The organism is Pseudarthrobacter sp. NamB4 (genome assembly GCF_005796185.1).
Classification (GTDB): Bacteria; Actinomycetota; Actinomycetes; order Actinomycetales; family Micrococcaceae; genus Arthrobacter.
The window spans coordinates 1-10,852 of sequence record NZ_VAHM01000029.1 but is presented as its reverse complement, the minus strand read 5'-3'; the positions used below and the strand labels follow the sequence as shown (position 1 = coordinate 10,852).

The following is a 10,852-nucleotide window of genomic DNA, read 5'->3' as shown; positions in this document are numbered from 1 at the left end:
GAGCATCACTCCCTGAAGCTTCCCGCAGGCACCCCTTCACCCCATCGCACACTTGCAGAGCCTGAACGAGGTAGTAAGCTTGCTGACCATTAGTAGTAAGCTTGCTGATTAATTGACAGTGAAAGAAGTGGGAGCAAGGTGAACGCATGGGTGCTGTAATCGTCGCCATCTGGTCACTGGTGGCCGCTGCCGGTGCTGCACTGGCTGCCAGTGCACCGTTCGGCGCTCTGGCGCCCGGTGGCCAGTACCTCGCCGGCCATGTACTCATCGGCCTGGGACTAGGGCAGCTACTCGCCGCGGCACTGCGGTCCGCTGCCAAGCGGGTAGTCAGGAAAGCATCATTCCGTACCGCGCCGGCCACGGGCACCGCTGTCCCGGCGGTACCTTCTCCAGTGCCGGCTTTGCGCGACAGCGCTGCGGATTCGGCAAATGTCACTGTCCTGCGTCCCCGGCCGGCCGCCGTCGTGCCGCTGCGCAGCCGCCATGCCGCCTAGGATGGTACCGCCCGGCCAAGTGGTGGGATCACCGCCGAAAGCATTGCAGCGGACCTGGGCCGGCCTGGTTGCCATCATCGCAGCTGCCGGCCTGGTTGCCGGCATCGCCGCCTCCTTCGCGCTGCGCGGCCCCGACTCCGATGAAGCGACCCTCCGCGGCTTCCAGATCCGGGTGCTCAACGTGAGCCAGGCCGCGGCAGAAAACCGGCTGGACGGCGCACTCGATGCACTTGAGGCGCTGGAAAAGGACCTGGACCTCGCCGCCGGTGAGGGGCTGATTTCAGCGGCAAGATACCGCGGCATCGAAGCTGCGCTGGAGGCCGTGCGGGCAGACATCAACGGTCACATCACAGCCCAGGCCGCCGCCGTGGCCGAGACGAAAGCAGTGGATGCTGCGGTGGCATCCCCAGCGGAAACGGCGGTGGCCGAGCAGCAGGTTGTCCAGGTCCAGCCGGTGGTGCCGCCGGCTCCTGCACCTGCTGCACCTGCTGCACCTGAGCCCGTGCCCGGCCCTGCGGCTGAAGGACAGGAACCGGAGCTTCCGGAGGCTGCCAAGGAAGCCAAAGGAAAGGGCAAGGGTGCAGGCAAACCCTGAGCGCGGCCGGCACCGAAGATCGCGCCGGGACGCACGTCTCCCGCGTGGGTTCCGGGCAGAATGGACGGATGACTTCCCGGAACGGGCGGCAGCCGCTGCCGCCCTTTGACCTCGCGGCCATCGGGGCCGGACTGCCCTTCGCGGACTCCATCGCAGCCTTGGCGGAGGCGTCCGGCAACGGCGCGGCTGGAACCGCCGTGGTGCAGGCGCCGCCGGGTACCGGTAAAACCACCCTCGTCCCGCCGCTGCTGGCAAACCTTTTGGCCAAGGTCGCGGCAAACGCTTCAATGGAAGATCTGCCCGCCCGCGTGGTTGTCACCCAGCCGCGGCGGGTGGCGGCCCGCGCCGCTGCCCGCAGGCTCTCGGCCCTGGACGGCAGCAGTCTGGGCAGCCGGGTGGGGTACACAGTCCGTGGGGAGCGCCGGGCCGGCCCGGACACCCTGGTTGAATTCGTGACACCCGGCATCCTCCTGCGGCGCCTGCTGTCGGATCCGGGCCTGACTTCCACCGGTGCCGTGGTCCTGGATGAGGTGCACGAGCGGGGTATGGAAACCGACCTGCTGATCGGCATGCTGGCCGAGGTCCGACAGCTGCGGGCCGACCTCGCCGTGGTGGCGATGTCCGCCACGCTGGATGCTCCCCGCTTCGCTGCGCTGCTGGCGGACCACGAGGGCGGCGAACCCGCTCCCGTGGTCGAGTGCCCCTCCGCAAACCATCCGCTGGAGACGGAGTGGCGCCCGGCGCCGGGTCCCCGGCTGGACGGCAGGGGAGTGGCACGATCCTTCCTGGACTTCGTGGCAGCGAGTGCCGCAGAGGCCCACTACCAGGCAGTTGCAGCAGACAGTTCCACTGATGCGCTGGTCTTCCTTCCGGGGGCGCGGGAAGTTTCGCACGTGGCGTCAGCGCTGCGCAGCCGGCTGGGCGGGCGGACTGACGTGCTGGAACTGCACGGCCAGGTAACCGCACCCGAACAGGACCGGGCAGTAGCCGGCCGCCTTCCCGGGGAAAACCCAAGGATCATCGTGTCCACGGACGTGGCGGAGTCATCGCTGACGGTGCCCGGTGTGCGGCTGGTCATCGATTCCGGACTCGCCCGTGAGCCTCGCCGTGATGCCGGCCGGGGGATGAGCGGCCTGGTGACCGTATCCTGCTCCCGTGCCTCCGCTGAGCAGCGTGCGGGGCGGGCGGCCCGCCAGGGTCCCGGAAAGGTTGTCCGCTGCTACAGCCAGCAGGCTTACGGCGCGGCGCCTGCCCACATCACTCCGGAGATCCTCGTGGCGGACCTGACCGGCATTGCCCTGGTCCTGGCGTGCTGGGGTTCCCCGCGCGGGGAGGGCCTTGCCCTGCCCGACCTCCCTCCGCAGCAGGCCATGGATGATGCCATGGAAGTCCTGCAGGAACTCGGTGCCGTGTCCGGAGACGGCAAGGCGACCGGCGCCGGCAGGATCCTGGCCGGGATCCCTGCCGATCCCCGGCTGGGCCGCGCCCTGCTCGACGGCGCCGCAGCGGCCGATTCAAGGGCCGCAGCCGAAGTGGTGGCCGCCGTCGCCGGTGACGCCCGCGCTCCCGCGGCGGATCTGCCCGGCCTCCTGTCCCGGCTCCGCAGTGACCAGGGTCCGTCCGGCAAGCGCTGGGCCGAGGAAACCCGCCGCCTGCAGGCCTTGGCGGAGCACACCCAACCACTGTCTGTTACCTCGGCCCTTCCCGTCGTGGCTGACGGGAATGACGCGGTGGGCGCCGTCGTCGCCCTGGCCTTTCCCGACCGGGTGGCACGCAGGGTTCCCGGCGACGGGCCGGAACGGTACCTGCTCTCGTCCGGAACCCGCGCCGGTCTCCCGGCTGGAAGCAGCCTGTCGGGACATGAATGGCTGGCCGTGGCGGAAGTGTCCCGCGCCGACGGCAGGGACGCAGCCGGTACCGGTGCCGTCATCCGCTCTGCCGCCCCGCTGTCAGCCGGCCTCGCCGAAGCCGCTGCCTCCCACCTGCTGGTTGAGGGCGTGGAGGCGGCCTTCACCCAGGGCCGCGTCACGGCGCGCCGGGTCCGCCGGCTGGGAGCCATCGTGCTGGCGTCCACCCCCGTGCGTCCCACCCCGGCGGAGGGCCGCGCAGCGGTCGCGGGCATGCTCCACAAGGAAGGGCTCGCCGCGCTTCAATGGTCGACGGCGGCAGCAGCCTTGCACCGGCGTCTCGCCTTCCTGCACCGGGAACTGGGGGAGCCCTGGCCGGACGTCTCGGAGGCCGCCCTCCTGCCACGGCTGCAGGAATGGCTGGGACCCGAGCTGGAGTCGCTGGCGGCAGGCGCCGACGCCGGCAGACTGGACCTTACCGGGCCGCTGCGCCGGCTGCTTCCCTGGCCGGAGGCGGCCAGGATGGATGAGCTCGCCCCGGAGTGGCTGGAGGTGCCAAGCGGCTCCCGGGCAGCCATTGCCTACCCCGGAGGAGAAGATGCCACGCCCCGCCCCGTGGTGGCCGTCAAGCTGCAGGAATGCTTTGGCCTGGCAGAAACCCCGCGCCTGGCGGACGGCCGCGTGCCGGTCCTGTTCCACCTGCTGTCACCGGCCCGGCGTCCCCTCGCCGTCACTGACGACCTGACATCCTTCTGGTCCGGCCCCTACACCCAGGTCCGGGCGGAGATGAGGGGGCGCTACCCCAGGCATCCCTGGCCGGAAGATCCCTGGTCTGCCCCCGCTACTGCACGGACCAACCACAGAAAGTAAGTTCCCGGCGTGCCGGCCTTCCCGGCACGCCGAATGCCGTGTGAGGTCTCCGATACACACCTGTTACTTCCCGTCGACGTGCTGAAACATGCCGCGGATAGGCTCGTTTGCACTTGGACAGCGTGGTCCACACACGACACGGAAGGACGTAAAGATGTTTCTCCTGAACAGCCTTAACCTCTTGTTCGACGGCCGCGGTGACGACAGCCGGTCCCAGCAAAGGGGCGGCGCGCAGACCGATTTTCCCGAGGGCCAGCTGACCTCCGCCGCCTGGGAAGGCTGGTGGCAAGAGGACGCAGCCTGACGGCTCTACACCTCAGGTGGCGTTCCGGATGAAGTCAGCGACAGGCCCGGCAAGGGACGCGCCCACCTCCGCGGCAGGGCGTTTAGATCCGGCCACGGCGAACGAATGATCTCCGCCCTCAACCCATTGCAGGACTGCCGAGGGTCCGATGCGGGACACCACGTCCGCCAGGATGCCCGGAGTAGCAAAGGTGTCCCGGCTGCCCTGCAGGAACAGCATTGGGACGGTCACGCCGTACAGGTGCTCATCCCGCAGTTTGTCGGGCTTTCCGGGCGGGTGCAGTGGATAGCCCAGATACACCAGGCCCGCAGCTTCCATCCCCTCGGCCACTGCCATCGACGCCATCCGCCCGCCGAAGGATTTGCCCGCCGCCCATACGGGACCGGTATCGCCGTATCCTTCCGCCTGCTCCACAGCTGCCGCCATCGCCGCCTGCCAGGCAGCGATGGCCGTGGGCGGACGGTCCGGAAATTTCCTTCCGGCCTCACGGTAGGGGAAGTTGAAACGCAGGGTGGCGAGGCCCAGGCCGTTGAGTCCGTCCGTGAACCCGTGCAGGAAGGGGTGTTCCATGCCCGCACCGGCGCCATGGGCGACCACCACAGTGGCGGACGGGTTGGCAGGGCGTGCGTAGGCGGCGGCCACCGTCACGTCGCCCACCTCAAGTCTTAAGTCTGTTTCTGCAGCGGACATTCCTCCATCATGCCGGACCGGTCACCCAAATCTGCCGTCCGTGCCGGCCGGGGGTGTACGTTGTCCCCATGGCGACTGAACAGACCACCCTCACAGTCCAGGGCCCCCACGGCGAGCGCGAGATGCGCATATCGAGCCCGGGCAGGGTGATCTGGCCTGAACCGGGAATCACCAAACTGGATCTGGCCCGCTACATCTGTGACGTGGGGGAGGCCTTCATCGCTGCCAACGGTGACAGGCCGGTGGCGCTGCAGAGGTTTTCCGGCAGTATTGACGGCGAGATGTTCTTTTCCAAAAACCCGCCTAAAGGTGCCCCGGAGTTCATCCGGTCCCTGAAAGTGGTTTTCCCCAGTGCGCGCTCCCATCCCATGCTGATCCTTGACGAACCCGCAGCCGCGGTGTGGGCCGTGCAGATGAACACAATCGTGTTCCACCCGTGGCCCTCCCGGGCAGCCAACACGGACAATCCCGACCAGCTTCGGATCGATCTCGACCCGCAGCCGGGAACGGATTTTGATGACGCAGTCCCCGCCGCGCTGGCGTTGAGGGAGGTCCTGGCCGAGGCCGGCCTGGATTCGTTCATCAAGACCTCCGGCAACCGCGGGCTGCACGTATACGCGCCCATCGAGCCCACCCGGGAATTCCTCGACGTCCGGCACGCGGTCATTGCCGCCGCCCGCGAACTCGAGCGCCGCATGCCGGACAAGGTCACCACCGCCTGGTGGAAGGAAGAACGGGGCCGGCAGGTCTTCGTGGACTTCAACCAGGCCAACCGGGACCGGACCATCGCCGGCGCCTACAGCCCGCGGCCGTTGCCCCACGCACCGGTGTCCTGCCCCATCACCTGGGATGAACTGGAAACAGTAGACCCCCGGAACTTCACCATCCTGACCGTGCCGGACCGGCTCAAGTCCGTGGGTGACCCCTGGGCGGACATGACCAGCAACCCCGGAACCATCGACACGCTGCTGCAGTGGTGGGAGCGCGATCTCAAGGCAGGGCTGGGTGAGCTGCCCTTCCCGCCGGACTATCCGAAAATGCCGGGCGAGCCACCCAGGGTGCAGCCCAGCCGGGCGCGGAAGCAGGACTGACAGAACCCTGCAGGGCGGGGACCGGATCACGGAAGCTGCAGGCCGCCGTCGTCCTTGATGCTACTCAAACCGGGACGGATCCCCGGTTCCGTGGCGCACTACCTCCGCCACTCCGCTGGAAAAATCCACCACCGTGGTGGGCTCGGAACCGCAGTCGCCGGCGTCGATCACGGCGTCCACCTGGTGGTCCAGGCGTTCCTTGATGTCCCACCCCTGAGTCAGCGGGTCCTCCTCGTCAGGCAGCAGCAGCGTGCTGGACAGCAACGGCTCGCCCAGTTCTGCCAGCAGCGCCTGGACCACGCGGTTGTCCGGGATCCTGACACCTACCGTCTTCTTCTTCGGGTGCAGCAGCCGCTTGGGAACCTCCTTCGTGGCCGGAAGGATGAAGGTATACCCCCCGGGCGTGACAGCTTTGATGCTGCGGAAGACGTCGTTGCCGACGTTCACGAACTGGCCCAGCTGGGCGAAGTCACGGCAGACCAGCGTGAAGTGGTGCTTGTCGTCCAACCGGCGGATGTTCCTGATCCGGTCGAGGGCGTCCCTGTTACCCACCTGTGCCCCCAGCGCGTAGCAGGAATCCGTGGGGTAGGCGATCAGCCCGCCGTCGAGCACTATTTTGACCGCCTGGGTGATTGCACGCGGCTGCGGGTCCTTCGGATGAACGTCAAAGTATCTGGCCATGCCCCTGAGCCTACGGGCAGGCAGGGCCTGGCGCACCACTCCGCCGCATCCCCTACCGTGCCGCCCTCCCATGAGGCAGGATGTTGTCTGGTTCCACCATGTTCCGTCCCCTTAAGGAGATTCATCATGCCGACCACACTGAACCCCTACCTTGGTTTCCGCGACAACGCCCGCGAGGCGATGAACTTCTACCAGTCGGTCTTCGGCGGTGAACTGACCCTAAGCACATTTGGCGATTTCCAGGCCACGCAGGACCCCGAGGAATCGGAAAAAATCATGCACAGCATGCTGACCACGCCGCAGGGGATGGTGCTCATGGGGGCCGACACCCCGAACAGCATGGACTTCACTCCGGGCTCCGCCATCTCCATCTCCCTCAGCGGAGATGACGAAACGGAACTCCGGGGCTACTACGAAAAGCTCAGCGGCGACGGCGGGATGGTCACCGTACCCATGGAGCGGGCTCCGTGGGGGGACATCTTCGGCATGTGCACGGACCGCTTCGGGATTGCTTGGCTGGTTAACGTGAACGCTCCGCAGGGCACCGCGGGCGCGCCCTAGCCGCGTGCCCCTTCCTGCAGCAGCAAAACCCCAGGCCCTGCCGTGGAGTCCCTCCTTGAGTTCCTTGCCGATAAATGGTGGATGGTCTTTCCGCTGGCAGCGCTGACCGGCCACTGGGCCAACTCGTGGCGGAAGGCCGGCGAGCGGCGGCACCAGCGCAGGGTTGAACTGTACAAGCTCAAGAACCAGTCCCGGGAGGCTGAGCGGGCTTCGGTGGCGGAAGTTGAAGCGCTCATGGCCGCCCATGACGCCGCCAACAAGCGCTGGCTGGAGTACGAGCTCGATGTGGGAAAGGTTATCGACTTCCCGCTCATGACCGATGTCCGCGAACCCCTTACCGTGGCGTTCCTGCGGGCAAAGAGGGAAGCGGACGGCCAGCGCCCCCGCCGTGCCGCCGACATCACGTCGCCCTCCCGGCTGGAGTCGTACCGGCGGGCCGTTGACAGTTTTGCCGTGGCTTTGGCGGTGGCCGAGCGGGAGGCACGGCGGATCCGCGACAGCAAATTCACCGGCCCGGAGCGGCAGCGGCTTGCCACCGCGCGGAGGCTACTCAACCTTGCTGAGAACCAGGCCGCCACACCGGCTGAATGGCAGGCGGCGTACAGGCGGGCGCGCCGGGAACTGGACGGCCTGATTGTCCTCCCCGACGGCGCTGTGGCTGCCCTGGAGGAGCGGATGGCGCCGCGGCTGGAGGGCAGCCGGCGACGTACAGAGTTCCGGCAGGGTTGACGGCGGGAGCCGCGGCGCATGCGCACGCTTTACCTCGACGTCGACGGCGTCATCTGCCCCTTCGGACCGTCGGGCACCACCGGGTGGGGGACCGGCTGGCGGTATTCCGATGCGGGCCTGCTGCCTGTGGCCTATGCGGCGGAGCTGGTGGGCGGTCTGAACAGCATTGCCGCCATGGACGGCGTCCGGTGCGTCTGGCTTACCAGTTGGGAGGAACTCGCGCCGCAGTACCTGTGTCCCGCGCTCAACCTGCAGGGGACGCGGTGGCCCGTTCTGACGGCGGATGGAACCGGCACGGGGGCCGGCTGGTGGAAGCTTCGGGCCCTCCAGCATGATGTGGAAACAACCGGCCCGGAGGCGGTGGCCTGGGTCGATGACCAGCTGGCCTTCGAGGCGGAGGCGCAGGCATGGGGGAGGCTCCTTGGCCGGCGGCTCCTCATGGTTTCTCCGGATCCGAGGCAGGGCATCTCCCCGGCCGAACTGGCGGGTCTGCGCGCCTTTCTTGACCGGCAGTTGTTTTGACCTCATGCCCGGGGCGCGTACGATCGTTAGGGCTTTGCGCCGGTTCTGTTAACGCCACAGGTCAGTCCAAGGTGAACAGGCGGTGAATTATGCTGTGCAAGGCAGTCGGGGGAAAAGAAACTGCTGAACGTCGACTCTGCAGATTGGGCAACAGGTGGATATCACCTTCATGGTGGCGCTGGTCATCGCACTGGCACTATTTTTCGACTTCACGAACGGCTTCCATGACACCGCGAATGCCATGGCCACGCCCATCGCAACCGGTGCCATCAAACCGAAAACCGCGGTGACCCTGGCAGCCATCCTGAACCTCGTGGGTGCCTTTCTCTCCACGGAGGTGGCCAAGACGGTTTCCGGCGGTATCATCCGGGAAGGCTCGGATGGCATCCAGATCACGCCGGACATCATCTTCGCAGGCCTTATGGGCGCCATCCTGTGGAACATGATCACGTGGCTCAAGGGGCTGCCGTCGAGTTCCTCGCACGCACTCTTCGGCGGCCTTATTGGCGCAGCCATTGCGGGCATTGGCTTCAACTCGATCAACCTTGAAGGCCTGCTCCAGAAGGTCATCCTCCCGGCCATTTTCGCGCCCCTGATCGCAGGCATTGTCGCCTACGTCTGCACGCGCCTGGCCTACCTGCTGACCTCACGCCACGACCCGGAGACGGGCAGCAAACTCACGCAGAAGCGTGGCGGGTTCCGCACCGGGCAGATCTTCACCTCCAGCCTGGTGGCACTGGCCCACGGCACCAACGACGCGCAGAAGACCATGGGCATCATTACGCTGGTCCTGATTGCCGCCGGTACCCAGGAGACGGGCTCCGGCCCCCAGTTCTGGGTCATCGCGGCCTGCGCCTTCGCCATCGCTATTGGCACCTACGCCGGCGGATGGCGCATCATCCGCACCATGGGCGCCGGCCTCACCGAGGTGAAACCGGCACAGGGCTTTGCCGCCGAAACCAGCACAGCCTCGGCCATCCTGGCGTCCTCGCACCTCGGTTTCGCCCTGTCCACCACGCAGGTGGCTTCGGGTTCCGTGATCGGCTCGGGCATGGGCCGCAGGGGGACCAGTGTCCGCTGGAGCATGGTGGGCAAGATTGCGCTGGGCTGGCTCTTCACGCTTCCTGCTGCGGGACTCGTGGGGGCGCTGACGGCCCTCCTGGTCAAGACCGGCGTCATCGGCGTCCTGATCGCTGCGGTTGCCGGAACCTCAGCCGTGCTCTTCATGTTCTTCTACTCCCGCAAGTCCGCCGTCGGCCACCACAACGCCATCGAGGTGGAAGAGGCAGGCCAGGCTGTCCGCTTCGCCAAGACAAAGGCAAGGGCACGTGCCCGCGCGCACGCCAAGGCAAAGGCCGAAGCGGACGCAAAAGCCGCGGCTACCCGCAACGCGCCGCTGGAGGCCGAATCCGACACCGTTACAACGAAGGATGTCCAGCGATGAAGTGGTTGGAACTGGTGACCGTGGCCGGAGCCACCCTCGCCTCTGCCGTGACCGTGGTGGTCCTTTACTCGCTTGGCGTCAGGCTGACGGCCATCGCCGGTGACGCACAGGCCTCACCCGGCTTTAAGAAGTCCCTGGCCTACGTTTGCTTCGGGCTCTGCGGTGTGGCCGTCCTGTTCGGCCTTTACCTCATCATTCCGTACTTCTCCGGCTGACACTGCCTTTGGCCATGAAACTGCCTTAGGCGATGACCCTGCCCTTGGCGCTGGCCCCCGGCTCTGGGCAGGGTGGACGCCGTTGGCTAGGCTTGGCCCATGTCTCGCATCCAGTACTACGTTGCTGCCTCCCTCGACGGATACATCGCCACTTCCACTGATGACCTGGGCTGGCTCCTGCAGTTCGACGGCTTTGAGGGCGGCAAGGAAAGCTACGAGTCCTTCATTGCGGGTGTTGGCTGTGTTGTCATGGGCGGCGAAACCTACAACTGGCTTATGGAGCACGAGCCTGGCACCTGGCCTTACCCGGACACCCCCAGCTACGTCTTCACCCGGCACGAGCACAGCGCTCCCACCGGGGCTAACATCACCTTTGTGCGTGGCGACGTCACTGAGTTCATTGAGGACTTCAGGCACGCCGCAGCCGGCAGGAACGTCTGGGTAGTAGGGGGCGGCAACCTGGCCGCCCAGTTTGCTGACGCCGGACTGCTGGACGAGTTGATCCTCTCGGTCATTCCGGTGGTGCTGGGGGACGGCAAACGGCTGTTGCCGCTCTCCCGCCCGACGGCGCCACTTGAGCTGGCTGCCTCCCGCACCATGGGCAGGGGAATCGTCGAGCTGCGCTACCTTCTGAACAGCCGTTAGCCGGGCTCCAGCCGACCGGCGTGTGGAGGTGTGGCCGGAGCGGTCTCCCGCCGGGCTGCTAGGACCTGGCGTGGTGGATCCGGGCCACGCCCTCTTCTCCCGGGGACATACATGCATAGATGAAGTCCGCGTGCCTGAGCCCGGGGTTGATTTGGTCTGGCCAT

The 10,852-nt window shown here is 67.0% G+C and carries 13 protein-coding genes; 11 read left to right on the top strand and 2 right to left on the bottom strand.

The genetic code is table 11. From position 1 onward, the window contains the following. Positions 1–146 precede the first annotated feature (146 nt). The 4 genes from FDW81_RS17800 to FDW81_RS18195 all read left to right on the top strand — a co-directional run bounded on the left by FDW81_RS17800 (position 147) and on the right by FDW81_RS18195 (position 4,110). Positions 147–494 carry a hypothetical protein gene (locus FDW81_RS17800; RefSeq protein ID WP_138135533.1) on the top strand — a complete coding sequence of 116 codons (348 nt, stop codon included), beginning with the start codon at positions 147–149 and terminating at the stop codon, positions 492–494. Continuing rightward, entirely contained in the window at positions 484–1,089 is a 606-nt protein-coding gene (locus FDW81_RS17795) for a hypothetical protein (protein ID WP_138135532.1), read from the top strand. Before FDW81_RS17800 ends, FDW81_RS17795 begins: the two co-directional genes overlap by 11 nt. A gap of 68 nt (positions 1,090–1,157) precedes the next feature. After that, positions 1,158–3,806 carry an ATP-dependent helicase HrpB gene (gene hrpB / locus FDW81_RS17790; RefSeq protein WP_138135531.1) on the top strand — a complete coding sequence of 883 codons (2,649 nt, stop codon included), beginning with the start codon at positions 1,158–1,160 and terminating at the stop codon, positions 3,804–3,806. A gap of 154 nt (positions 3,807–3,960) precedes the next feature. Continuing rightward, positions 3,961–4,110, top strand: coding sequence for a hypothetical protein (locus tag FDW81_RS18195; protein WP_171027275.1), 150 nt, complete (start codon positions 3,961–3,963; stop codon positions 4,108–4,110). 12 nt (positions 4,111–4,122) lie between these two features. Here the strand turns inward: FDW81_RS18195 and FDW81_RS17785 are convergent, their stop codons facing one another. Next, on the bottom strand, positions 4,123–4,800 hold the full coding sequence (locus tag FDW81_RS17785; protein WP_138135530.1) for an alpha/beta family hydrolase: 678 nt from the start codon (positions 4,798–4,800) through the stop codon (positions 4,123–4,125). A 68-nt stretch (positions 4,801–4,868) separates the two neighbouring features. Here FDW81_RS17785 and ligD point away from each other — a divergent pair, with 68 nt between their 5' ends. Then, positions 4,869–5,891: a non-homologous end-joining DNA ligase gene (gene ligD, locus FDW81_RS17780; RefSeq protein ID WP_138135529.1), complete on the top strand. Its 1,023-nt coding sequence runs from the start codon at positions 4,869–4,871 to the stop codon at positions 5,889–5,891. 60 nt (positions 5,892–5,951) lie between these two features. Here ligD and FDW81_RS17775 read toward each other — a convergent pair whose 3' ends face one another. Then, the gene (locus FDW81_RS17775) at positions 5,952–6,572 is read right to left on the bottom strand and encodes an L-threonylcarbamoyladenylate synthase (RefSeq protein ID WP_138135528.1); all 621 of its coding nucleotides are present in this window, start codon (positions 6,570–6,572) and stop codon (positions 5,952–5,954) included. 126 nt (positions 6,573–6,698) lie between these two features. Between FDW81_RS17775 and FDW81_RS17770 the strand changes: the two genes are divergently transcribed. The 6 genes from FDW81_RS17770 to FDW81_RS17745 all read left to right on the top strand — a co-directional run bounded on the left by FDW81_RS17770 (position 6,699) and on the right by FDW81_RS17745 (position 10,688). Further along, positions 6,699–7,133, top strand: a complete 435-nt coding sequence (locus FDW81_RS17770; RefSeq protein WP_138135527.1) for a VOC family protein — start codon at positions 6,699–6,701, stop codon at positions 7,131–7,133. A 42-nt stretch (positions 7,134–7,175) separates the two neighbouring features. After that, positions 7,176–7,862, top strand: a complete 687-nt coding sequence (locus FDW81_RS17765; protein ID WP_138135526.1) for a hypothetical protein — start codon at positions 7,176–7,178, stop codon at positions 7,860–7,862. An 18-nt stretch (positions 7,863–7,880) separates the two neighbouring features. Then, complete coding sequence (locus FDW81_RS17760) at positions 7,881–8,384, top strand: HAD domain-containing protein (protein WP_138135525.1); 504 nt, start codon at positions 7,881–7,883, stop codon at positions 8,382–8,384. 154 nt (positions 8,385–8,538) lie between these two features. Next, the gene (locus FDW81_RS17755) at positions 8,539–9,828 is read left to right on the top strand and encodes an inorganic phosphate transporter (protein WP_138135524.1); all 1,290 of its coding nucleotides are present in this window, start codon (positions 8,539–8,541) and stop codon (positions 9,826–9,828) included. Next, the gene (locus FDW81_RS17750; protein ID WP_138135523.1) at positions 9,825–10,043 is read left to right on the top strand and encodes a hypothetical protein; all 219 of its coding nucleotides are present in this window, start codon (positions 9,825–9,827) and stop codon (positions 10,041–10,043) included. Before FDW81_RS17755 ends, FDW81_RS17750 begins: the two co-directional genes overlap by 4 nt. Positions 10,044–10,142: 99 nt before the next feature. Continuing rightward, positions 10,143–10,688, top strand: a complete 546-nt coding sequence (locus FDW81_RS17745; RefSeq protein ID WP_138135522.1) for a dihydrofolate reductase family protein — start codon at positions 10,143–10,145, stop codon at positions 10,686–10,688. The last annotated feature ends 164 nt before the right edge of the window (positions 10,689–10,852 follow it).